Consider the following 23369-nt stretch of genomic DNA (forward strand, 5'->3'; position numbering starts at 1 on the left):
CATCATGGCAGGACATTCATCACTGGGACCACGCCTGGAACAGGATCTGGCCCGCGAAACCGAGGCCCGGCGCAGCGCCGGCGAACCCTTTGCCATGGCGACCGTGGTGCGCACCGTGGCGGCGACCTCGGCCAAGCCGGGCGCCAAGGCGCTGATTGATGCGCAGGGCGAGATCGTCGTCGGTTTCTTAGGTGGGGGCTGCGTACGCGGCGCCGTGGGCCGCGCCGCGCGCGAGGCGATCGAGAGCGGCGCGCCGCAGCTGTTGTCGATTGGGCCGGAGGAACTCTTGGCCGAGGCAGGCGTCAGCGCGGGCGAGGAACGCGACGGCATCAAATACGCCCGCAACGGCTGCCCCAGCAAGGGCGTCTTGGACATCTTCGTGGAACCCGTGCTGCCGCTGCCTGCGCTGGTGGTCTGCGGCTCCGGCCCGGTGGCGCAGGCGCTGGTGGAACTGTCGGCGCGGTTTGAGTTCGACCGCACCCTGTGCTTGCCCGGCCCACAGGAAAGCGACCTGCCCTTGCCTGACCGGGTGGTGGAGCATTTCGGCGAACACCCGATCTGGGACAGCACGCCTTTCGTGGTGGTCGCGACCCAGGGACGCGGGGACGAGGCGGCGCTCCGCCGGGCGCTCATGCAAAAGGCGCGCTATATCGGCTTTGTTGGTAGCCGCCGCAAGTTCGCCACCCTGTCGCATCGTCTTCAGGACAAGGGTGTGTCGCCTGAGGCTCTTGCCAGCGTAAAGGCGCCCGCAGGCGTTGATATCCACGCCATCACCCCGGATGAGATCGCGCTGTCGATATTGGCCGAACTGGTGCAGCGCCGCCGGGCGCTTCAGCGCGGGGAGCGAGCAGATGGCTGACCTCTTTCTGCGCCTGTGGCGGCGCCTCTTCCCGGAATTGAGTGACGCGCAGGCCAAGGTTCTGGCCTCCGTCAAATTCCCCTGTTGCTAGAAGGAAAACGAGCATGGAACTGAGCGACGAAATCTTCATCAACGCCCCGCGAGACGAGGTCTACGCGGCCCTCAATGACCCTGAGGTGCTGCAAAAGGCGATCCCCGGCTGCGAGGAGCTGATCAAACATTCCGATACCGAGCTGGAGGCCAAGGTGGTGCTGAAAATCGGACCGGTGAAGGCGAAGTTCTCAGGGCAAGTGACCCTCTCTCCCGATGCCCCGCCCGAGCGGTTCTCGCTGTCAGGTCAGGGCAATGGCGGCGCGGCGGGCTTTGCCAAAGGCGGTGCCGAGGTGGTGCTGACCGAACAGGATGGCGGCACCCTGCTGACCTATACCGCCAAGGCCGATATCGGCGGCAAGCTGGCACAGCTCGGCAGTCGCCTGATTCAGAGCACGGCCAAGAAGCTGGCTGCCAAGTTCTTCAAGAGCTTTTCCGAGGAAATGGAAAAAGCCGAGGCGGCCTGAAACAACGGCCGCACCGCAAGAGGCAGGGCGAGCAGGAGGCAGCATGGCAGCAGGTAAGAAGCCCGAAATGGGCACCAGAACCGAGAGAAGAGAGGGGGCGGCGCGCATGTGTCGCCCCCTTTGCCGTGCCGCCACCCGGCAAAGCATCTTGTTGCTAGGGTCGGAACATGGTTTGTCATGCGCAACAATCGATACGGAGGACCCGATGAACGAGGATGCATTGACGCGCATTGCCGAGGCTTTGGAGCGGATGTCGCCCGCACCGCTGGCGGCCCCTGATTTCGATGCAGCTCCGGCCTTTGTCTGGCACGTGGCCCCGGACCGTCTGGCGCCGGTCGAAACGGTGAACCGCGTCGATCTGGATCTTCTGGTGGGGATCAACCGTTCGCGCGATACGCTGCTGGAAAACACTCGCCGTTTCGCCGAAGGATCCGCCGCCAACAACGCCCTCTTGTGGGGCGCGCGGGGGATGGGAAAATCAAGCCTTGTCAAAGCGATACACGGAAGTCTTGTCGCGGAACACCCGGATCTGAAACTGGTGGAATTGCAGCGCGAGGATCTGCCCTCGGTGGCGCGGCTGTTGAACCATCTGCGCGGCTCTTCGAAACGCTTTGTGCTGTTCTGCGATGATCTGTCGTTCAGTCATGATGATCAGCACTACAAAAGCCTGAAGGCTGTGCTGGATGGCGGTATCGAAGGGCGCCCGGAGAATGTGGTGTTCTACGCGACATCGAACCGGCGTCACCTGATGCCGCGCGACATGATCGAAAACGAACGCTCCAGCGCCATCAACCCCTCCGAAGCGGTGGAGGAAAAGGTCTCGCTCAGCGATCGGTTCGGGTTGTGGCTGGGCTTCCACCCGTGTGATCAGGATGAATACCTGGAGATGATCGAAGGCTATTGCACCGCCTATGGGGTTACCGCCGATCCTGAGGTGATCCGCGCCGAAGCCATCGAATGGCAGGCGACGCGCGGGGCGCGCTCGGGCCGGGTGGCCTGGCAGTATTTCACCGATCTGGCCGGGCGTCATGGCGTCACGCTGAGCTGAGCCATGGCCGGGGCGCAGGCAGAGTTTTCCGCCGGATGCCTGTGCGGCGCAGTGCGTATCACCGCGCGGGGCAGGCCGCGCCGGGTGGGGATCTGCCATTGCCTTGAGTGCCGCAAACACCACGGCGCGCTGTTCTATGCAGCCGCCGTATTTCCTGAAGAAGCGGTGTCTGTCACCGGAGAGACCCACGCCTATGAGGGGCGCCATTTCTGCCCGCGCTGCGGCTCATCCGTCTTTGCCCGTACAGATGATGAGATTGAGCTGCATCTCGGCGCGCTGGACGCGCCGGATCAACTGGTGCCGGAGTATGAGCTCTGGACCCGGCGCCGGGAAAGCTGGCTGCCTGAGTTTGTGCGGATGCAGCACTTCGCAGGTAACCGGGAGGGCGGTCAGTCCGACGAAGACTGACCGTGCAGGCCCTGACGCCGCGGGACAAGAGTCAGTTCAGATAGGGCAGCGGATCCAGGCTTTCATAGCCATTGCGGACCTCGAAATGCAGGAAGGCATCGTCGCCATCGCGCAGTTTGGCGATGGGCTGGCCACGGGTGACCTTGTCGCCCTTCTTCACCGAGATATCCGTGACATTCACATAGAGCGTCAGCAGCTTGTTGGAGTGACGCACCACGATGATCGGGATGTTCTTTGAATCCTTGGTGATCGCGGCGACGGTACCGGCATCTGCAGCCATGACCGCAGCGCCCGGCGCCCCGGCGATATCGATGCCTTCGTTGCGCCCCTTGGAGTAGGTCGAGATGATCTTGCCCTGCAGGGGATAGGCCATGGCGGCGTCATTCTTGCGCGTCGGCTCCGGCACCTCGACCTTGGGCAGCGGGGCGACCTCTTCCGCAGCCGGGGCGATATCCTCATCCGGTAGCGGTTTGGTGGCGCTCGGCGGTGTTGGCGTGGCGCTGCCTGCGCCGGGCAGGGTGGTTTCTGCGGCAGGCTGTGTCGGCGCGCTCTGATCCTTCAGCGGGATCAGCAGATACTGACCTTCGCGGATGGAGAAATCACTGCCCAGACCGTTCCATTCGGCCAGCGCCTTGACCGGCACCTGATAGAGGCGCGAGATCGTATAGGCGGTTTCACCGCGCACCACCTTGTGACGCACCGGCTCGGGGCCGTCCTGCACCTCGGTCGGGGCCGGGCGGGGCGTCGGTTTCAGCTCGGTCGTGGTGACCGATCCGGGGTTGGGCGATGTTTCGGGGGCCTGGTCGATGGCCTGTCCTGCCAGCGAGGCGATGTCGACGCCGCCGGGCTGGGCGGTTCCTGCCGATACCGGCGCATCGGGCGCGCGGCGCGGCAAGGCCAGAACCTCGCCCTTGCGCAGGGTATCGCCGGGCTGCATGCCGTTGAACCGTGCCACTTCACCGCTGGGCAGGCCGATCCGGGTTGCCACATCGGCCACCGTATCGCCGCGCTGGGCGACGGCCACTTGATAGGAGGGATAGGTGATCAACCCGCGCGCATCCGGAGCCGGGCGGTCGCTGGTGGCGCTTTTGGCTGCTGAAGTGGTGTTGAAGGCGCCGATCTGCCCCCTCAGGTCATAATCCAGCGGCCCGTCACAGGCGGCAAGTAGGGCAGCGACTGGCAATATCGCCAAGGTCTTTGCCACGCGTCGGGACAGGATGGGGGCGTTCTGTGTCATCTCGCTCTCCTCGGAACACGTCATTTGGAGCTGGCGCCCGTGCCGGTTCGGATCAGGAAGCTCCGGGCAGGGCCGCAACGTCGGCGTCTTTTGTTGTTCACTGCGACAGAGCAGGATCCGGGAAAGGAGGCATTGCCCTGATGCGGTGGCTTTTCCCCTATCTACGTGTCTTTTCCCAGGCCCTCAAGAAGGGGCACGAAGCGAACCGGGCGCAATTCGTCATATTCAAGGCCGGTTTCGGACTTGCGCACCCGGATCAGCGTTTGCACCGTGTCCGACTGGCCCACCGGAACGATCATGATGCCACCGGGTTTCAGTTGCGCCAGCAGCGGGCCGGGCGGATCCTCGGCGGCGGCGGTGACGATGATGCGGTCAAACGGCGCCTGATCCGGCAGACCATGGCTGCCGTCGCCCACCAGCGAGGTGATATTGGGCAGGTGCAGCGCATCAAACAGGGCCCGGGCCTCACGCACCAGCCGGGCGTGGCGGTCGATGGTATAGACCCGGCGCGCCAATTTCGACAGGATCGCCGCCTGATAGCCAGAGCCGGTGCCGACCTCCAGAACCGTGTCGCGTGGTGAAATCTGTGCCGCCTGCGTCATCAGCCCAACAACAGAAGGCTGCGAAATCGTCTGGCCACAGGCGATCGGCAACGGCATGTCTTCATAGGCGCGTTCGGCAAAGATCCCGCGCACGAACGGGCCGCGGTCGATTTGCTCCATGGCCTCAAGGACCTGACTATCGGTGACCCCGCGGGACCGGAGCGCAAAAAGGAACTGCATCTTGGTTTCAGGATCGGGTGCGGTCATTCCAGAACCTTGAGCGCGTGGAGGGCGTCATGGGCGGTCAGATCCGCGCGCATCGGGGTGACCGAGATATAGCCATCAAGGTTGACCGAGGCATCGGTGTCTGGCGCGGTGTGCACGTGCTGATCGCCGCCCTTGATCCAGACGTAGCGCCGCCCGTTCGGCGATTGCTGCTCCTGGGCCGAGAACCGGGTGCCATGGCGCATGCCCTGGGCCACGGCGCGGGCGCCCTTGACGGCGGCGGCGGGCACCGGTGGGAAGTTGATGTTGTAAAACAGCCGGTAGCCTTCGGTGGGCTCCTGCGGGCTGGCCTTCAGAATGTCGCGGATCAGCGCGGCGCCATGTTCGGCAGAGGCTTCGAAAGGGTTGTCGAGCTGCGCGTTGTGCGGCCCGAAATACTGCGATAGCGCCATCGCCGGAATGCCCTGCAAGGCTGCTTCCATCGCGCCGCCAAGGGTGCCGGAATAAAGCGCGTTCTCGGCGGAATTGTTGCCCCGGTTGATGCCCGACAGGACCAGATCCGGCATCACATCTTCCATCGCCACGTGCACGCCAGCCAATACGCAGTCGGCGGGAGAGCCTTCGGTGGCAAAGCGGCGCTCGCCCAGCTGGCTCAGCATCGAGGGGCGGGTGTAGCTGATACAGTGACCGACGCCGGATTGCTCGAACGCGGGGGCAACGGTCCAGACCTCACCATCTGGTCCGGCAACCTCATGCGCAATGGCTTCCAGAACCGTCAGCCCCGGAGCATTAATGCCGTCGTCGTTGGTCACCAGAATGCGCATCACGTTCCCCTGTCTTGGTTTTGATCTGAATAGGACGTGGGGAATGAGGGAGCAAGTCTTTCACGGAAGGCCTGCGCGCTAACCGATGAGCGGGGCAAAGGCGCCACAGCTTGCTACAGGCTAGGTCAGGTTTCACCCGCACCCGGGGTCGCTCCTGCCTGCTTTGGGAGCATTCTGCGAATTCCCCCCGCACAGTTGGGCCCGGCAGGCTGACGCCTGCGGGGCAGGAGGAGCGGACGGGATAAGGCGCAACCGCGCCGCGGCGCTGGCGCGGCGCCCGGCCCAACGCCGATCCGTATATCTGTGATATGAGAGAGCGGGGGCGGGAGCCGCGATTTGGCTGGTTCCCGCTGATGCTGTCGCTTAGTCGTCGTTCAGGATCAGGGGCAGCAGGCGTGCGGCCTCATCCTGTACTGGTGTCAGCGCCTCGCGATCTTCACCGGGGAAGAAACGTGCGCGCAGGGCGGTGGGCATCGGCTGCGGCTGCAAGATCTCGACCCGCGGACCAGTCTTGACGCTTTCGGCCTGCCAGCTGCGTGCCAGCGCCATCTGCGCGGTCTTGGTTGCGCCATAGGCGCCAAAGAATTTCTCGCCACCGCGCGGATCGTCAAAGAATACCGCCCGCCCGGTCGGGCCCAGCAGCGGCGCCACATAGGGGATCAGCACCGAGGTTGCGGTAGCGTTCACCGCAACGGATTTTTCCCAGTCCTTGGGCGCTACAAATGGCGCCGGGCTGAGCGGGGCTGCGTGGATGGCGGTATGCAGCCAAAGGTTCAGCTGGCCCCAACGGTCGTGGATGCCGCGGCATAGGGTTGCCATGGCCTCGGGGACGGTGATGTCCATCGGCGCCAGCGTGGTGCTGCCGCCCTTGGCCTTGATCCGGTCGTCTAGCTCTTCCAGAGCGCCGGTGGTGCGGGCCACGGCAACGATGTGATGCGTCGGGGCAAGCGCCTCGGCCAGAGCGGCGCCAAGGCCGCGCGATGCGCCGGTGATAAGAGCAAGTTTCTGTGTCATGTCCGCCTTTTGGGCCTGTTGAGGCATCGGGTCAAGGGGCTGATGCGCGGCAGATTAGCTGCCGGGCATGGTCATCTGCACCGTGGTATTGCCGGAGCGGATTAGCAGGCCGCGCTTGTCGATGGCGATGATCTCGGACCGACCGAGGCGCTGCCCGGTGGTCACCTTGCGGGTGCGCCCTCCGGGAAACTGCACCAGCGCCGACAGATTGTCTTCGGAGCCGAAAATACCAAGGAGGGCGATGCGGCCCTCGGGGGCCTCTACGTGCTGCGTTGCGGTTGCGGCCACCTGGGCCGGCGTCGATGTACGTGTCTTTGTCATTCGGAGTGTTTGCTTTGCAAGCTTGGTGGAAGTCGTCCGCCCGGATGGCCCGGGCAGCGGGCCAGTCACGGCGGATGGTCGCGTCGTGGCGCCGGGCCGCCCCACGGCGGTATCAGGGATCAGGAGTCATAGACGAGAGAGGGCAGGTCGTGGCCATAGGCGTAGAGTAGCTCCAACAGTTCTTCGAGCTGCACGCCAGTCTGCTGCAGCCGGGCCAGAGCATTGTTGGACTCCGAGACTTGCAGTTCGGGGTATTCGCCTTCGGGGCGCATATGCAGCATGCAGGCCACCGGGGCGCCGCTGTCAGGCGGAATGGCATTGGCAAGCCAGGCCGGGCGGCTGCCCATGCTTTCGGTTTCGCGCATGTCGAACAGGTCGAGATAGGCGTCAAAGTCATCCTCGTTGAGGCTGGCCCATGTGCCCAACAGGAATTCGGCGCCACGGCTATCGGCCAGCGGCAGGGCCAGAACGGCGCGCACAAAGCGCAGTTTGCCATAGCGGCAAAAATCCTCGGTCAGCACATCGCCGCGTTCTTCCAGCACCGCGGAGTTGTCCTGTACCACCAGATCATCGGGGCACACGTCAGGCCGGTCGCAACTGAGGCTCAGCAATTGCGCAAAGGTGGCACCGCAACAACGGCACTGGCGCGCAGAGGTCAGCATTCGGGCAAGATGGGCGTCCAAGGAATGGCCTTTCGTGGTCTTCGGGTCGTGGTCTTTGGCTTGTGCCGTCCGGACGGTTGTCCGGAACCATAGGAAAGGGCGCCGATCACACGGATCAGCGCCCTCCCTATATCTGTTCGCGGCTCTCTTACTCTGCTGCGGGCTTCATTTCAAACCCCCGGTCGATCATATCCGACGGGGTGACCGGGTATTCACCCGAGAAGCAGGCGTCGCAGTATTGCGGGCAGGCTTTGTCGCGGCCCTGGAACTGACCGACGGCGCGGTACAGACCATCCAGCGAAATGAACTTGAGACTGTCCACCGCCAGGTGTTCTGCCATCTGTTCCTCGCTCATCGAGGCAGCGAGCAGCTTGTCCCGGTCCGGGGTGTCGACCCCGTAGAAACAGGGCCATGCGGTGGGCGGAGAGGCGATGCGGAAATGCACCTCCTTGGCGCCGGCATCCAGGATCATCTCCTTGATCTTACGCGATGTTGTGCCGCGCACCACGGAATCGTCCACCAGGATGACCCGCTTGCCCTCGATCAGGGCGCGATTGACGTTCAGCTTGAGACGCACGCCCATATTGCGGATCTGTTCGGTCGGCTCGATGAAGGTCCGGCCCATGTACTGGTTGCGGATGATCCCCATCGCATAGGGGATCCCCGATTCCAGCGAATAGCCGATTGCCGCCGGTGTGCCGCTGTCAGGCACCGGGCAGACGAGGTCGGCGTCGACCGGGTTTTCCTTGGCAAGTTCTCGCCCAATCGCCTCGCGGGTTTCATAGACCGAGCGGCCACCGAGAATCGAATCGGGGCGCGAGAAGTAGACATGTTCGAAGATGCAGAACTTCGACGGCTGGGGACGGAAGGGGAAGTGGCTTTGCACACCCTCGTCGTTGATCACCACCATTTCACCCGGCTTGATCTCGCGGATGAACTCGGCACCGATGATATCCAGCGCGCAGGTTTCCGAGCTGAGCGCGTAGCCATCACCAATCTTGCCGAGGACCAGCGGGCGCACGCCCAGCGGGTCGCGCACACCAATCAGCTTGGTGCGGGTCATGGCGACGACGGAAAAGGCGCCTTCGACCTTGCGCAGGGCTTCTTCCATGCGGTCGGGGATCGACCGCCCCATGGAGCGCGCCATCAGATGGATGATGCATTCGCTGTCCGAGGAACTCTGGAAGATCGAGCCCCGCTCGATCAGCTCGCGGCGCAGGGCGTTGGCGTTGGTGATATTGCCGTTGTGGGCAATGGCGGCGCCGCCCATGGCGAATTCGCCAAAGAAGGGCTGCACGTCGCGGATCGCGGTCTGGCCTTTGGAGCCGGCGGTGGAGTAGCGCACGTGGCCGATGGCCAGCGGGCCGGGTACCGTGGCCATCACATCCTGCGAGGTGAAGTTGTCGCGCACATAGCCAAAGCGGCGCACGCTGTTAAAGCCCTCGACAGGATCATGGGAGACGATCCCGCCTGCCTCCTGGCCGCGGTGCTGCAGGGCGTGCAGGCCGAGGGCGACAAAATTGGCGGCGTCCTGAACGCCTACGACGCCAAACACACCGCATTCTTCGCGGAGTTTGTCGTCATCAAAGGGGTGTGCGGGTGGCATCTGCGGCATCGGCAAGGCGTGTGGCTCCGAATCCGGGATTGAGTGATGGCCCTCACATAGTGCCTTAGGCAGCGGATGTCATCAAAGGATCACAATTGAATTCGGCAAAGCTTTATTTGTCGCGCCCGGTTACTGCCCGGATAAAAGGCGAAGTCTGGGGCGACATCCGTGGCAAACCGCAGCATCCTGTGGTCGAAAGCCGGGGTAACACTGGCGCTTTAGGCCGCCAGAGCTGGGGAAAAAATATCGTCGAAGGGCGCGGGAAAGCGTGCGTCTTCGCTGCCCATGCCGGTCAGGGCCAGGGCGCGGCCGTCTTCGCTGGCCAGAACCTGACGCACTTCGCTGAGCGACAGCTCGCAGAAGGCGCCGTCAAGGCCACCGTCACCAGCCAGAACCAGCATGCCGCTTTCGGCCCAGAGCAGTTCTTCTTCGTCGCAGGTGATGTGAATGCGGCCGATGCTTTCCGGCGCGGCTGCCTTGATGCCTTTGTGGCCCGACAGGGAGATCAGCTTGGCCGTGATGAGCGGCACACCGAACAGGCGCTCGGCAGCGTCCAGTTCCAGTGCAACGGTCAGATCGGCGGGCAGCAGCAGGTCGGTGTCATTGCCAAGGGCGCCAGCGGGCACATGCATCAGGGTGGTGAGGCGCGGCACCGCATGGCTCACGTCTTTCACTTCCTGCGCGCCGCCATCATAGGTGTAGATCATGTCGCCGGGCTTCACGTCGCGGGCCTGTACAAAGCCACGGTCGGTTTCAACCAGTGTCGAGGGCAGGAAACCGCCGCTGCGGCTCTGCGCCGGGGGGTACTGCAGGGGCGCGCTCTGGAACATCGGAAAATCCAACAGCATGTCCACCGGCTGGTAGTCAGCGAAAGAGTTGAAATGATCCAGAAACATGTCGTGTCCCTTCTGAGTGATAGTGGCTTTCTGCCTGTCGTTGATCCTATGTGGCCCCCGAATTGGGCCGAAAATGGGGCAAGGGTGCGGCCAATTTAGAATTTGAACGATTTTCTGGGGACAAAACGGCGATTTTGGCTGGGATTGTTAACGATTTACCCGTGTAGAGACAGGTTTTGTTAACTTTTAACCCTTGTCAGTGGGTGAAATTCAAAAACGTGACTGGGGCGTGATTCCAGGCGCCCTGTTCAGACGCGAATCGACGCGCAAACCGTGCAACGGCGCGGAGTGAGGGCAAAAATTGCGCGGGGTTGGGGGCTTATGAATTTGATATGAAAGCAAAAAGGACGCCCATAGGGCGCCCTTTCGAAACTGTTCACAGTGCTGCGATGGTCGCGTGTCAGCCTTCGCAAGCGCCGATCAGGGCCTCATACTGCTGAGTGACCCAGCCAAGCGCCTGCTCGGGATTGCGTGCTTCGATCTTTCCGATCATGCGTTCGAACACCACGGCAGAGCGGCTTTCGTCAACAATGGTAAAGCTTTGACCGGTCATCACCACATTGTAGAGGAAGAAGGCGATGGCCACCAAAAGGATGCCGCGCAGCACCCCGAAGAAGAAGCCCGCACCCTGATCCAGCCCACCCAGGGCCGAGCGTTGTACCAGCGAGGCAAAGAGCGGAGTAAAGAAGGCGGCGACAATCAACGCCAGGGCAAAGACCGCGGCAAAGGCTGCGATGATCGAGAGTTCGCAACTGTCGGCGATGAATTCACCCAGCACCGGGATTTCCGCCATCAGGGGTTCGACCTGCGGCGCAAACATGAAGGCCAGCACGCCCGCGGCAACCCAGCCGGCGATTGCCATCGCTTCGCGTACCAAGCCGCGTGAATAGGCAAGCAATGCCGATACAATGATGACCAGGGCCACGACCCCGTCGATAATGGTGAAACCTTCCATGTCCCTCGCCCGTTAGCCCGCAGTAAAATTCTTTCGGCGACTTTAGCCGGCCCCGAAGAATTCGCCAACAAAACCGGTTAGATCACTGACCTTGCGCTGGGAAAGGCCTTTCACGGATACGGATTTGCCGCCGCCGGGGGCAATGGCTGAGGTGAAACCAAGTTTTTGCGCCTCTTTCAACCGGTTTTCGGTCTGAGGCGCCGGTCTGAGGGCACCAGATAGTGAGATTTCTCCGAATATTGCGGTATCGGCGGGAAGTGGCGTATCCTCGCGGGCACTCAGCAAGGCTGCTGCCACCGCCAGATCGGCAGCAGGCTCTGAGATTTTCATGCCGCCTGCGACGTTCAGATAGACATCAAGCCCGGCAAAGGGAATGCCGCAGCGCGCCTCCAGAACCGCAAGGATCATCGCAAGGCGCGATGAGTCCCAGCCCACCACGGCGCGGCGCGGCTGCGAATGCGGCGATGGGGCGACAAGGGCCTGCAGTTCCACCAGAACCGGCCTGGTGCCTTCGATACCGGCAAAGACGACTGAGCCCGGCGAGGGCTGACCGCGTTCGGAGAGGAACAGCGCCGAGGGGTTGATCACCTCCGAAAGACCGGCGCCGGTCATCTCAAAGACGCCGATCTCATCCGCGGGGCCAAAGCGGTTCTTCACCGCGCGCAGGATGCGGAACTGGTGGCCGCGCTCACCTTCGAAATAGAGGACCGTGTCGACCATATGTTCGACAACGCGGGGACCGGCGATTTGGCCTTCCTTGGTGACGTGGCCGACCATGATGATCGAGATGCCGTTGGATTTGGCAAAGGTCGTCAGCTCATGCGCGGCGGCGCGGACCTGGCTGACCGAACCCGGCGCGCTGTCGACGTGGTCGGCCCACATGGTCTGGATGGAATCGATGATGGCGAGCTGCGGACGTTCAGCCTCCAGCGTGGTCAGGATATCGCGCAGGTTGGTTTCGGCGGCGAGCTTTACCGGTGCCTGTGCAAGGCCAAGCCGCTGCGCGCGCATGCGTACTTGGGCGCTGGCTTCCTCGCCGCTGACATAGACGGTTTTGACGCCTGCCTCGGCAAAACGCGCAGCGGCCTGAAGCAGCAGGGTCGACTTGCCGATGCCGGGATCGCCGCCGACCAGAATGGCCGAGGCCGCGACCAGCCCGCCGCCCAGCACCCGGTCGAGTTCGCCAACGCCGGAATGGCTGCGTGGTGGCGGGGTTTCCTCGGTCGCGAGATCGGTGAGCGGGATGGTCCTGCCGCGCCGCATCCCGAGGGATTTCTTGGCCGGGCCGCCGGAAGAGAGGCCCTTGTCCTCGGTGATGGTGTTCCATTCGCCGCAGCCTTCGCAGCGGCCGGACCATTTGGAGAAGCTGGCGCCACAGGCCGAGCAGGAGAAGGAAGATGATTTTGCCATGCGGCTGTTCTGCCTCATGTTCAGGGTTTGTTCAAGCCTGGAAGGCGGTGCTCCCGCCCGTTGCGCGATCCCCTTTGGGGATCCGCTCCGGTTGGGCCCGGCACCGCGGTAGCGGTGCCATCGGATCGGGAATGCACCGCGGCAGCGGTGCCATTTGTAAAGGGGGCGCCGCTGTCGCGGCGCGGAAGATTTGCTGGGGAAGCGCTTCAGGGGCAGGTCTGCCCTGAAGGCGCGATTTCGAGTGTGTGAGTGATCAGATCCGCGTCAATGATCTGCGACCTTGCTGCGCAAGGCGGCGCGGGGCGCCGTCATTGACCCTGATCTGATCGGAGGTGGCGTTCGGTGAGGAGGCCGAGGGCGATGGAGGCGAGGATGCAGGCGGAGAACATGTAGAGGCCCCAGCCGGTCTCTATCGTGACATAGCCGATGCCTTTGGCAATGGTGATATAGAGCGCGATGAGGAAGATATCGGCCATCGCGAGCTTCCCCAGGACATGCAGCACCGGCTGGGCGCGGGGATCGAGCAGGTCCCATTGCACCAGCGCAAGGCCGATGGTCTTGAGATAGGGCGCGAAGATGGCAAAGAAGGTGACCAGCAGCGCCAGCACCACGTCGCTGCCCCACAAGGATTGCAGGCCGGTGATGACGCTGATCTCGGATAGGCCAAACATCGGCAAGAGGCCCGCGCGCATCAGGGGCGCAAACCAGGCGATGGGGTAGAGGATCAGGAGCGAGAGGGTGGTAAGGCGCAGGATCATGTGGGTCCGGTTCGGTGGCTTTGCCTAGATGTGTGCCCTTTGCCGCCGATTTGGAAGGGGGAAAGGTGTTGAGCGTTCCCCGGTCGGGGCACCTGTGGCCCGGCCAGCGCCCGACCCTCCCCACGGGAGGGCGCTTATTGCGCCCACCCAGGGTCAGGCGCTGGCCTTGATTGGAGAGAATACCTTTCGGCGGGGATGTTCAGCGCACGGCCTCGATCGGACCCTCGGCGCGGCCGTGGATGAACTGGTCGAGGTAGGGATCGCCGCTGTCATCCATCTGGCCAACGGGGCCGGTCCACTTGATTACCCCGTCGTGCAGCATGGCGATATTGTCGGCAATCGCACGCACCGAGGTCATGTCGTGGGTGATGGTCATGGCGGTGGCGCCCATTTCGACCACGATTTCACGGATCAGATCGTTGATAACGCCTGCCATGATCGGATCAAGGCCGGTAGTCGGCTCGTCAAAGAAGATGATCTCGGGCTCGGCGGCGATGGCGCGGGCGAGGCCGACGCGTTTCTGCATGCCGCCCGAGAGTTCGGCCGGCAGGCGGTCGGCGACATCGGGTTTCAGGCCGACGCGGCGCAGTTTCTCGATGGCGATTTCGCGGGCTTCCTCTGCGGGGCGTTTCAGTGCGCCGCGCATCAGGCGGAAGGCGACGTTCTGCCAGACGGGCAGGGAGTCAAACAGCGCACCGCCCTGAAACAGCATGCCAAAGCGGGCAAGGAAAGCATCGCGGTCGCCTGCACCCGCCGGTTTGCCATCCACCAGGATGTTGCCGCTGTCGGGTTTGATCAGGCCGAGAACGCATTTCAGCGCCACCGATTTGCCGGTGCCGGAGCCGCCGATGATCACCATTGAGGTGCCTTTGGGAACCTCCAGCGTCATACCGCGCAGAACCTGGTTGGAGCCGAAGGCCTTGTGGACGTTGTCGAGCTTGATCATACCGAGAAGAAGACCCCCGTCAGCAGGAAGTTGGCGGCCAGGATTAGGATGGCAGCAGCCTCGACCGATCCTTTGGTGGCGCTGCCGACACCCTGGGCGCCGCGGCCCGATTGCATGCCGTAGTAGCAGCCCATCAGCGCCGCGATGGTGCCGAAGGCCGCGCCTTTGACCAGCGAAGAGACGATGTCGAGCGTTTCAAGGAAATCCACGGTGTTCTTGAGGTAAGCCGCCGCGTTGAAATCGAGATTGTGCACCGCCACCGCGTAACCACCAGCGATACCGATGATGTCGCCGATACCCACCAGCAATGGCACGGTCAGGAAGGCCGCCAGCACGCGGGGGGCAACGAGGTATTGCATCGGATTGGTTGAGAGCGTCACCAGTGCGTCGATCTGCTCGGTCACCTTCATGGTGGCGATCTCCGCCGCGATAGAGGAGGTGACGCGGGCAGCGATCATCAGGCCGACCAACACCGGGCCAAGTTCGCGTACCATGCCGATGGCGACGATCTGGGGCACCACGGCCTCGGCATTGAAGCGCGCGCCACCTGCGTAGATCTGCAGCGCCAGCGCGCCGCCGGTAAAGATCGCGGTGAGCCCCACCACCGGCAACGACAGCCAGCCGATGTGCAGAAGCGCCTGCAGCGTTTCCTTGCCGTAGAACGGCGGGCGGATCATGTGGCTGAGCGTCGAGAGCCCAAAAAGCGCGACCCGGCCGACAACTGCGAGCATGTGCAGAACCAGGCGACCGATACGGGCAAGAAGGGCGAGCGGGCTCATCCTTGGTAGGTCCGTGCGTAGCGCGCGCCAAGAGAGGTCAGGATCTCATACCCGATGGTACCGGCTGCATCGGCCAGCGTGTCGACGGTCTGCTGCTCGTTCAGAAGGGTCAGAACGGCGGGATCCTCGGACAGATCGGTGACGTCGATGGTGATCAGATCCATGGAAATGCGGCCCACAACGGGGCAGGGCGTGGCTCCGGCATAGGCCTTGATGTCGCCATCGGTCATCCGGCGCAGCAGTCCATCGGCATAGCCCGCCGCGACGGTTGCGATGCGGCATTGGCGCGGCGCGGTCCAGGTGTTGCCATAGCCGACGGTCTCACCGGGCATCAGGTCGCGGATCTGGATGACCGGCAGGTCCAGTTGTACCACGGGCAGGGCATCGCCAAATGGGCGGCCACCGTAAAGACCGATACCGGGGCGGCAGAGATCGAAATGGTAATCACGGCCCAGCAGCATGCCGCCGGTGGCCGAGAGGGACCGGGGCACTTCGATACCGTCGGTCATCTCCTGGAAGGCTTTCAATTGCTGCGGGTTCATCGGGTGGTCCGGCTCATCCGCGCAGGCAAGGTGCGACATCAGCAGCACCGGGTTCTGCCCCAGCGCGATATCACGCACGGCGCCCCATTCGCCGGGCTCCATGCCCAGCCGGTTCATGCCGCTGTCCAGTTGCACGCCAAAGGGGTGGCCGGGCAGCGCCTCGAAATGGCGCAGCATCTGGTCGAGCGAATTCAGCATCGGCGTCAGCTGGAAGTCGCGCAGGATCTTCGCATCGCCCTCCATATGGCCGGAAAAGACCGAAATGCCGGGGCCGGGGCCCAAGGCGCGACGCAGGGCGACGCCTTCCTCGGCGATGGCCACAAAGAAATTGCGCGCCCCGGCCTTGGCCAGAGCGGTGGCGACGCGGCCTGAATCGAGGCCGTATCCGTTTGCCTTGACCACTGCGGCGGTCTCGCAGTTGGTCTTGGTGTTCAGGTTCCGCCAGTTTGTCACCAGCGCATCCAGATTGATTGTCAGTCTTGCCGTGCTCATGCCCCGTTCATGACATGCGCGCCGCAGGGGTCAAGTGGAATTCGCCCTGCTTTGGCCTAGGCGCGGCCTCCTTGGCGTGCTCCCGCCTGTGGCAGGGCATTCAGGCGGTCAGTCGCGGTCTTTTGCCGCTGTCGGCATGGAGGCGTTGGAGTGCCAGAAAATCCGCACACAGGTGGCAAGCCCTTGCTCGTTCAGATTGGCAACCAGGGTGCCGTCCAGCTCCATCCGGGGCAGGGGATCGCCGGGCTGGCGGTCGGGCAGGCCGGTGCCAGTGGATTTTGCCCAGATCTGGAACAATTCCTCGCTGGCGACCTGATAGGTGACGTTCCAGTGGCCGATGCCCCCGGTGGGCGTTTCGGCCAGAACCGAGGGTGTCAGGCATATATCCTGTTGCAGCTTGATCCGATCCCAGTAACGGGCCAACTCGTTGGGGCCGGTCTGCACCTGAAAGGGCGTGTTCCAATATTGCCCGTCGGGGGTGAATAACGCAGCAAAGCCATCGGAATCCTGCGCCTCCCAGACCTGTTTGTAGGCCTGCATGAAATCATGGATGCGCATTGGGTGTCCTCTGGCTGTGCTGTTTTGGGAAAGCCTGCTTTATTCGTAGCCGTCCGGCTGCTGCTGCCAGGATTTGGCGAGGTTGCCAAAGCGGGTGAACTGCGCCTCAAACGACAATTCGACCGTGCCGATAGGACCGTGACGCTGTTTGCCGACGATCACTTCGGCCTTGGCATGCAGGCGCTCCATCGCCTGTTTCCACTCTTCCATCTTGTCCAGTTCGTGATCGCCGGGTTTTTCCCGTTCCTTGTAGTATTCCTCGCGGAACACGAACATCACCACGTCGGCATCCTGTTCGATCGAGCCGGATTCCCGAAGGTCCGACAGTTGGGGGCGTTTATCGTCCCGGCTTTCGACCTGACGAGAGAGCTGCGACAGGGCCACCACCGGAATGTTCAGCTCTTTCGCGATGGCCTTCATCCCCATCGAGATTTCGGCGATTTCGTTCACCCGATTGTCCGACATGCCGCGGCAAAGCTGCAGATAGTCGATCACCAGAAGGTCCAGCCCGTGGGTCCGCTTCAGGCGGCGGGCGCGGGCGGCTAGCTGCGAAATCGGTAGGGCGGGCGTGTCGTCGATAAAGAGCGGGCAGCTTTCCAGATCCTTGGCGGCCTGCACGAAGCGGCGGAATTCGCCTTCGGTCATGTCACCCTGACGGATCTTGTGGCTGGAAATCTCGGATGCTTCGGCAAGGATACGCCCCGCCAGCTGTTCGGCGCTCATCTCGAGTGAGAAGAAGCCGACCACGCCGCCATCCACGGCGCCTTCGGTGCCATCGGGTTTCACCCCGCGTTTATAGGCCTTGGCGACGTTGAAGGCGATGTTGGTCGCGAGCGAGGTTTTACCCATCGAGGGACGACCCGCAAGGATCAGAAGGTCCGACGGGTGCAACCCGCCCAGCTGTTTGTCGAGATCATCAAGACCGGTGGAAATCCCGGCCATGCCGCCGCCACGCTGATAGGCCTCGTTGGTGACGTTGACCGCCTCGGTTACCGCTTTCAGGAAGGACTTGAAACCGCTTTCGGTCTGGCCCTGCTCGGCGAGCTGATAGAGCGATTGTTCCGCTTCGACGATCTGTTCTTTCGGCTCCGAGGACACATCCACCCGGCGCGCCTTGTCAGAGATCGACTGCCCCAGCGCGATCAGCTCGCGCCGGATTGCCAGATCATAGATCATCTGAGCATAGTCGCGGACAGCGTAGGCCGAGATCGAGGCCCCGGCCAGTTTTGCCAGATAGGCCGGACCGCCCAGCTCCTTCAGCCCTTCATCATCTTCCATGAAGGCCTTCAGCGTCACCGGAGAGGCCAGCGCGTTCTTGGAGATCCGCGCCGCGGCGATTTCATAGATGCGGGTGTGGACCGGGTCGTAGAAATGGGTGGAATTGATGATCGACGCCACGCGGTCGTAGACGTCGTTGTTGGTCAGGATCGCCCCCAGAAGCTGCTGTTCGGCTTCGACCGAATGGGGCAGCTCGTTTGCCTCCATGCCGCTGGCCTGCTGCGGTGCATCAGGTTCGGGCAAGGGCGCGGGGGGCTGGTCGCCATCAAATGGGGTCAATTCGTTCATCACGGCTCTCTTCGTTCGGTCCGGATAGATAGGTCAATTCGCTGGCTCAAAGCCATCTGGAAATCCCTGTGGGCAACCTGTGGATAGCTGCCCGGTGTCTGGGGATCTTTGCGGCCCCCGCAGGGCGGGGCGCTATATCGGGTAGCATGGCACGGATGTACGCCCAAATAAAGTATCCAGCACACTGGGGCTGTTTTGCCGAACTGGCGTGCTGGATCAGGGCTTAAACGGCAGGCCGGGCCTGCCTGCGCGTTTTAGGCGGATTTATGCGCATCCTGCCAGGCACGCGGGTCCTTGAGGAACTTCTCCACCTCATCCAGCGTTTCGGTGCTGAAGGCTTCTTGCGCGCGGGCCTCGGCCAGAACGTCCCACCAGGTGCAGAGGTAGTGCAGCTCGACCCCGTGATCGCCCAGCGTCTTGGTCGTCTCAGGAAAGATGTCGTAGTAGAAGATCACCGCAGTGTGGCCACAGGTGGCGCCGGTTTCGCGGATCGCATCGACAAAGGACAGTTTCGAACCGCCATCGGTGGTCAGATCCTCGACCAGCAGCACCCGCTCGCCTTCGCTCATCGCGCCTTCGATGCGTGCGTTGCGGCCGTACCCTTTGGGCTTTTTGCGCACATAGGTCATCGGCAGCGCCATGCGCTCGGCCACCAGCGCGGCAAAGGGAATACCGGCTGTCTCACCACCCGCGATATTGTCGAAGGCTTCAAAGCCTGCGTTGCGCATTACGGTGACGGTCATGAAATCCATCAGCGTGGAGCGGATTCGCGGGAAGGAGATCAGCTTGCGGCAATCGATATAGCTGGGCGAGGGCAGGCCGGAAGCCAGCGTGTAGGGCGTTTCGGTGTTGAAGTTCACCGCACCGATTTCCAGCAGCATCCGGGCAGAGAGGCGGGCGATTTCTTCGGCAGAGGGGTAGGAGGAGGGGATCATGTGGCAGCTCCGCAAATTGAATGTCTTTCCCCATGCGCAGCCGCAATGCCACGCAGGTTTTCGCGCCCGCCATTGGGGACGGGTCGGGCGCGAACCGGACCGCATGCGGTCCGGGGAGTTTTGGCAAGGATCCGCCTCGGGCTCACGCCTGAACCGTCCAATGCACCGGGAAGCCGGGATCGAAGACCGTCACCGGGCCTTCGCCGCTTTCGATCTTTTCCGGGAAGGCGGTGGGGGCGTCCTGTTTGACCAGGGTGATGGTGCTGTCGTTTTCCGGCAGGCGGTAGAAAGCCGGGCCGTTTTTCGAGGCAAAGCCTTCCAGCTTGTCCAGCGCGCCGTCCTCTTCGAACACATGGGCGAGCAGCGCCATGGTGTTGGTGGCGGTGAAACAGCCGGCACAGCCGCAGGCGCTTTCCTTGTTGGGGTCGGTATGGGGGGCCGAATCCGTGCCGAGGAAGAACCGCGCATCGCCCGAGGTCGCCGCCGCACGCAGGGCCAGGCGGTGTTCTTCGCGCTTGGCCACCGGCAGGCAGTAATAATGCGGTTTGATGCCGCCAACCAGGATGTGGTTGCGGTTGATGATCAAGTGATGGGTGGTGATGGTGGCGCCAAGGTCCGCCGCGTTGGCCTTCACATAGTCCACGCCGTTGGCGGTGGTGATATGCTCCATCACAACGCGCAGGCCCGGTGTGGCGCGGCGCACCGGGTCCAGCACCCGGTCGATGAACACGGCTTCGCGGTCGAAGATGTCGATGTCGCTGTCGGTCACCTCGCCATGCACACAAAGGGGCAAGCCGATTTCGGCCATTTTCTCCAGCACCGGACGCACCTTGTCGAAATCACGCACGCCCGAAGCCGAATTGGTGGTGGCCCCGGCGGGGTAGAGTTTCACCGCCTTGATCAACCCACTGGCATGGGCCGCGGCCATATCGCCGGGATCTGTGTCCTCGGTCAGATAGAGCGTCATCAGCGGCTCAAAGGACATGTCGCCCGGCAGCGCGGCCAGGATGCGATCGCGATAAGCGGCAGCCTGTGCCCCGGTTACCACTGGCGGCACCAGATTGGGCATGATGATGGCGCGGCCGAAATGGCGCGCGGTTTCCGGCAGCACGGCCTGCAGCATGGCGCCGTCGCGCAGGTGCAGATGCCAGTCATCGGGGCGGGTGAGGGTCAGCGTCTGGGGCGTGGTCTGTGTCATGGCGCCGCGTTAGCACAGGCACGCAGAAAGGGGAAGAAAGAAGCCCGCCACAGGACGATCTGTCACCGGTGCCCGGTGCTGGGCAAATCCATGCTATCAGACGGCGAGGGGCGCGTTGGGATCAGCGTTCCGGCGGCAGGGTGAAATCACCCTCGGCGGCGCGTTTGCGTAGGTTCTGCAAGCGTTGCCGGAACCGCGGCGCGCGCAGGCGCGCGGTCACGTTACGGCACAGCAGGGTCATCAGGTAGGGCCGGTCGCGTTTGTCGAGGTGTCCCATGACGTTGCGCAGATAGGCGGTATTGTTGCGCCGCGCGCGCAGGACGCGTGACAAAGCTAGATCTGTCAGCTTGCCCGAACCAGCCATCGACAGGATCTGATAGAGCACATCCATCTCGATCAGCCGTGTCTGCACCGCCTCGCCAAAGTCCGGCAGACGGCGGCGGGTGACATTGCTTCGGGCAAACAGGGCGGCGTGCATGGCATCCAGATGTTCGCGCGGGTCATACAGGACAAAGGCATGATCGGCGGCGTCCAGCATATCGGGCGCATAGCCATAGCGGTCGGTGAAAGAGGTGCGGCGCATCTCGATGAAGCGTTCATCCCATTCGGTCATGCGCGGATCCAGCGTCGCCTGCGGCTGGATCGCCACCACGGTTGCGCCGGGGGCCGCCACCGAAAAGGCGCTGGCCGCATAGCCGCAGGGGCCGGCGCCATAGAAGACGACATTGTCGAATTCCTCGAAGAACCCGTCGTCGATCAGCTGGTCGATGAAGCCAAAGACCTGTTCGTCGCGGAACCAGGTGTCGCCATCCGAAATCATGCACAGATGCGACCAGCCAAGGTTGCGGACCAGATCAAAGCCCAAGGGTTGCGCCAGTTCGGACAGGCTCTGGATGCCCTGGATGGTTTCAAAGCTCACGAGCAGCGTGTTGCCCTGATCGATGAAGGCGGCGCAGTGGCGCGCGCCCAGAGGCTGGAACATACCCAGTTCCTCGCTGAGCGCGGCAAGCCGCTCTTTCCACTGGGCTGGTTTCAGCCCGGAAAGATCTGTCTCAAGCGCGTCTGAACCGTCCTGCATGCCCATGATCCTCTGCCTCCGGACCTTTGACGGACCGGTAGTTGGGTCTGAAGCTAGGGGCGGAATGCGGCAAAATTGAGAAAAACTCATGCCAGTTTTCCGGCTCTGCGCGAGTCAGTCCGTGCCGCTCTCTTTGGGCGTCTCGGTCTCTGCGTTGGCGCGGTCTGCCGATTGCTCCGGGGGCGCTTGTGGCGCGGGGTCGCTGAGTGCCTGTTCGGCCCGGCGTCCCAATGTTGCGAACCCGGCCAGGGTGCGCGCCGTGACCGCGTTGATCGGGCGCGAGGGCGGGGTCATCAATAGCCGGGCAAAGAGGGCGCGAAACGGTTCCTGCAACATCAGCTCGCGGAACCGGGCGTGACGCCAGGCCACGGCTTTTTCGTGCAGGCGGGCGAGTTTGCCATCTTCCAGCAGCAGCGCCTGAATGGCAGCGCGCGCCTCACTGTAGCGGGAAATGGAGGTATCTTCATCGGTGTTGAAGTTGCGTTCGACCCAGTAATCCACATCGAGCATATGATCCGAATGCACCGCGCGGCCTCGGTCTGCCTTCAGGACAAAACTTTCCATCGCGCCAAGCGCATAGTGGTTCAGCTGCGCCAGCCGGTGGTTGGGCTGGCCGTAGTCGGAAAACAGGCGGCGGGTCTTGAACTGCGGCCCCAGTTCTCGCCCTTCGCAATCGAACCAGCGGAACTGCTCAAGCGCATTGTCGTCCTCTACCCCACGCGGGCGGTGCACCCCGGTTTTGCGATAGGTGCCGTCGTTGCGATAAAGCGTCTTGAACATCGCCGCGCGCCAGGGCCAGTGGATCACCTCGGGGGCGCAGCGGGTGAACTGCTCCGTCACCGGCGTGTCCTCATAGCGCAGGGTGTCGCCATTACCGAACAGCCGCCATGTCAGGGTGATGGCGTCGGCCTCGGGCAGCGCTTCCAAGAGGTCGCCCAACTGACCACGGCCCGCGTGGATATTGACGAATTCGTCGATATCCAGCGCCATGATCCAGTCGGCTTTTTTCACCAGCCGGTGCCGGTCCGCCAGCTTCAGGGCGCTGAACTGGATGCCACCCTTGCCATAGGGGCCGTCGTTGCGCACATGGGTCAGGTGGCCAAGGTCATCGAGCCGGTCCAGCATCCTGTCGGTGCCGTCCTGGCAGTCGTTTGAAAAGACAAGGAAATCAGTAAACCCCACGGCGCGGTGGTGGGCCAGCCATTCGAGCAGAAAGGCGCCTTCGTTGCGCAGGGTCAGGATGGCCAGAAACCGCATGGGCTTACCAGTCGGACCGGAACACGGCGACCTTGCCATGCGACCAGCGCGGGAAGAACACCAGACCGGCGGCATCAAGGCATTGAAAGACCTTGCGGATGCCTGTCTTGCCGATCCATTGCGGATGGGTTTCGATCAGCACCGCACGCAGCGAGGACAGGTCCATCTTGGGCAACAGCTCTGCCTCGGCGCCCTCGATATCGCAGATCAGCACGCTGGGTTTCAGCTCTGCCATCACCCGGTTCATGTCGCGCATCGGCACTTCGACCTGCTGAACGTCAGGGCCATCCTCGGCCATTGGGGTCAGGGAAGAGGCAAGGAAGTTGGGCCGCACGTAAAAGGGCGCGGTGCCGTCGCTGTCGCTGAGCACTGCATGGGTCACCTTTGCGTTCTCGACGCCATTAAGAGCATGCACCCGGTGGATATAGGGCAAGAGCTGCGGGTTTGCCTCGAACGAATGCACGGATTGCGCCGGGGTCTGGGTGGCGACCAGCGTCGACATGAAACCGATACCGCCGCCGAGTTCCATCACCACATCCCCGGCGCGGATCAGCTTTCTGGCGGCCACGGCCTCCTTCGCCTCATAGGCGCCGATGCGCAGCAGTTTGCGCACGCGCGGTGGCAGCACCGCCTTGTCCAGCGGGAATTTCATATCCAGGCAGGTCAAAACCGGGTCGGTGGCTGCGTCGGTCATGT

The 23369-nt window shown here is 63.1% G+C and carries 25 protein-coding genes; 4 read left to right on the plus strand and 21 right to left on the minus strand.

What is annotated here, in order from left to right; genetic code table 11:
- Positions 1-4 precede the first annotated feature (4 nt).
- From SM765_RS00685 to SM765_RS00700, 4 genes are all read left to right on the plus strand, one after another.
- Positions 5-859, plus strand: a complete 855-nt coding sequence (locus SM765_RS00685; RefSeq protein WP_274833594.1) for an XdhC family protein — start codon at positions 5-7, stop codon at positions 857-859.
- Between the two features lie 104 nt (positions 860-963).
- On the plus strand, positions 964-1416 hold the full coding sequence (locus SM765_RS00690; RefSeq protein WP_274833595.1) for an SRPBCC family protein: 453 nt from the start codon (positions 964-966) through the stop codon (positions 1414-1416).
- Positions 1417-1621: 205 nt separating this feature from the next.
- Positions 1622-2464, plus strand: coding sequence for an ATP-binding protein (locus tag SM765_RS00695; RefSeq protein ID WP_274831858.1), 843 nt, complete (start codon positions 1622-1624; stop codon positions 2462-2464).
- A 3-nt stretch (positions 2465-2467) separates the two neighbouring features.
- Entirely contained in the window at positions 2468-2872 is a 405-nt protein-coding gene (locus tag SM765_RS00700) for a GFA family protein (protein ID WP_274836751.1), read from the plus strand.
- A 31-nt stretch (positions 2873-2903) separates the two neighbouring features.
- Here the strand turns inward: SM765_RS00700 and SM765_RS00705 are convergent, their stop codons facing one another.
- The 21 genes from SM765_RS00705 to SM765_RS00805 all read right to left on the minus strand — a co-directional run bounded on the left by SM765_RS00705 (position 2904) and on the right by SM765_RS00805 (position 23367).
- Positions 2904-4109 (minus strand): peptidoglycan DD-metalloendopeptidase family protein, encoded by a 1206-nt coding sequence (locus tag SM765_RS00705; RefSeq protein ID WP_274836752.1) that lies wholly within the window; start codon positions 4107-4109, stop codon positions 2904-2906.
- Positions 4110-4270: 161 nt separating this feature from the next.
- The gene (locus SM765_RS00710) at positions 4271-4918 is read right to left on the minus strand and encodes a protein-L-isoaspartate(D-aspartate) O-methyltransferase (RefSeq protein WP_065273163.1); all 648 of its coding nucleotides are present in this window, start codon (positions 4916-4918) and stop codon (positions 4271-4273) included.
- A complete protein-coding gene (gene surE / locus SM765_RS00715; protein ID WP_065273164.1) occupies positions 4915-5700 on the minus strand; it encodes a 5'/3'-nucleotidase SurE in 786 nt (261 codons plus the stop codon). Before surE ends, SM765_RS00710 begins: the two co-directional genes overlap by 4 nt.
- Positions 5701-6063: 363 nt before the next feature.
- Entirely contained in the window at positions 6064-6714 is a 651-nt protein-coding gene (locus SM765_RS00720; protein WP_274836753.1) for an SDR family NAD(P)-dependent oxidoreductase, read from the minus strand.
- 54 nt (positions 6715-6768) lie between these two features.
- Complete coding sequence (locus tag SM765_RS00725) at positions 6769-7035, minus strand: hypothetical protein (protein WP_065273165.1); 267 nt, start codon at positions 7033-7035, stop codon at positions 6769-6771.
- 119 nt (positions 7036-7154) lie between these two features.
- Positions 7155-7697 (minus strand): DUF2199 domain-containing protein, encoded by a 543-nt coding sequence (locus SM765_RS00730; protein ID WP_274836754.1) that lies wholly within the window; start codon positions 7695-7697, stop codon positions 7155-7157.
- 148 nt (positions 7698-7845) lie between these two features.
- Positions 7846-9303: an amidophosphoribosyltransferase gene (gene purF / locus SM765_RS00735; RefSeq protein ID WP_370570395.1), complete on the minus strand. Its 1458-nt coding sequence runs from the start codon at positions 9301-9303 to the stop codon at positions 7846-7848.
- A gap of 218 nt (positions 9304-9521) precedes the next feature.
- Positions 9522-10199 carry a Hint domain-containing protein gene (locus SM765_RS00740; protein WP_274836755.1) on the minus strand — a complete coding sequence of 226 codons (678 nt, stop codon included), beginning with the start codon at positions 10197-10199 and terminating at the stop codon, positions 9522-9524.
- Between the two features lie 400 nt (positions 10200-10599).
- A complete protein-coding gene (locus SM765_RS00745) occupies positions 10600-11154 on the minus strand; it encodes a CvpA family protein (protein ID WP_065273168.1) in 555 nt (184 codons plus the stop codon).
- A gap of 42 nt (positions 11155-11196) precedes the next feature.
- Positions 11197-12564: a DNA repair protein RadA gene (gene radA, locus SM765_RS00750; protein ID WP_065273169.1), complete on the minus strand. Its 1368-nt coding sequence runs from the start codon at positions 12562-12564 to the stop codon at positions 11197-11199.
- 308 nt (positions 12565-12872) lie between these two features.
- Positions 12873-13322: a paraquat-inducible protein A gene (locus SM765_RS00755; protein ID WP_274831863.1), complete on the minus strand. Its 450-nt coding sequence runs from the start codon at positions 13320-13322 to the stop codon at positions 12873-12875.
- 199 nt (positions 13323-13521) lie between these two features.
- Positions 13522-14268 (minus strand): ABC transporter ATP-binding protein, encoded by a 747-nt coding sequence (locus SM765_RS00760; protein WP_274833598.1) that lies wholly within the window; start codon positions 14266-14268, stop codon positions 13522-13524.
- Entirely contained in the window at positions 14265-15047 is a 783-nt protein-coding gene (locus SM765_RS00765) for an MlaE family ABC transporter permease (protein ID WP_065273172.1), read from the minus strand. The genes SM765_RS00760 and SM765_RS00765 overlap by 4 nt, the downstream gene beginning before the upstream one ends.
- A complete protein-coding gene (gene alr, locus SM765_RS00770; protein WP_274836756.1) occupies positions 15044-16081 on the minus strand; it encodes an alanine racemase in 1038 nt (345 codons plus the stop codon). Before alr ends, SM765_RS00765 begins: the two co-directional genes overlap by 4 nt.
- Positions 16082-16189: 108 nt before the next feature.
- Positions 16190-16639: a YybH family protein gene (locus SM765_RS00775; RefSeq protein WP_274833601.1), complete on the minus strand. Its 450-nt coding sequence runs from the start codon at positions 16637-16639 to the stop codon at positions 16190-16192.
- A gap of 39 nt (positions 16640-16678) precedes the next feature.
- Positions 16679-18205, minus strand: a complete 1527-nt coding sequence (locus tag SM765_RS00780) for a replicative DNA helicase (RefSeq protein WP_274836757.1) — start codon at positions 18203-18205, stop codon at positions 16679-16681.
- A 254-nt stretch (positions 18206-18459) separates the two neighbouring features.
- Complete coding sequence (locus tag SM765_RS00785) at positions 18460-19140, minus strand: orotate phosphoribosyltransferase (RefSeq protein ID WP_274836758.1); 681 nt, start codon at positions 19138-19140, stop codon at positions 18460-18462.
- Positions 19141-19282: 142 nt separating this feature from the next.
- The gene (gene pyrC, locus SM765_RS00790; RefSeq protein ID WP_274828733.1) at positions 19283-20338 is read right to left on the minus strand and encodes a dihydroorotase; all 1056 of its coding nucleotides are present in this window, start codon (positions 20336-20338) and stop codon (positions 19283-19285) included.
- A gap of 121 nt (positions 20339-20459) precedes the next feature.
- Entirely contained in the window at positions 20460-21416 is a 957-nt protein-coding gene (locus SM765_RS00795; protein WP_274836759.1) for a phosphoadenosine phosphosulfate reductase, read from the minus strand.
- 114 nt (positions 21417-21530) lie between these two features.
- Positions 21531-22673 carry a glycosyltransferase family 2 protein gene (locus SM765_RS00800; protein ID WP_274836760.1) on the minus strand — a complete coding sequence of 381 codons (1143 nt, stop codon included), beginning with the start codon at positions 22671-22673 and terminating at the stop codon, positions 21531-21533.
- A 4-nt stretch (positions 22674-22677) separates the two neighbouring features.
- The gene (locus SM765_RS00805) at positions 22678-23367 is read right to left on the minus strand and encodes an FkbM family methyltransferase (protein ID WP_274836761.1); all 690 of its coding nucleotides are present in this window, start codon (positions 23365-23367) and stop codon (positions 22678-22680) included.
- Between the last annotated feature and the right edge of the window lie 2 nt (positions 23368-23369).

It is taken from the genome of Pseudophaeobacter sp. 1A09344 (assembly GCF_041008745.1).
GTDB lineage: Bacteria > Pseudomonadota > Alphaproteobacteria > Rhodobacterales > Rhodobacteraceae > Phycobacter > Phycobacter gallaeciensis_A.